The 215-nt window shown below is 64.9% G+C and carries 1 pseudogene; it reads right to left on the bottom strand.

What is annotated here, in order from left to right:
* Window positions 1-215, bottom strand: a pseudogene (locus tag TR36_RS16520) (hypothetical protein); the annotation flags it as partial.

Here is a 215-nt window from a genome sequence, read left to right on the forward strand (position 1 = left end):
ACGCATCTTGCACGGACGGCCCGTCAGGCGCGCGGCCAAGGCGCAGGCGATGGCCAGGGCATTTCCCTGGCTTTCTTCCCCCCAAAGCCGCCGNCCCATACGTCGCACCCTCTACACGGACCGCGCTCAGTAGGGAATGTGCGASGGSGTSGTGCCGCCCTACCTTGTGCGTGGACCTCGGTCGGATGCGTGGGTAGAGGAGTGGTATTAGCATA

The organism is Falsirhodobacter sp. alg1 (assembly GCF_000739715.2).
Taxonomy (GTDB): domain Bacteria; phylum Pseudomonadota; class Alphaproteobacteria; order Rhodobacterales; family Rhodobacteraceae; genus Falsirhodobacter.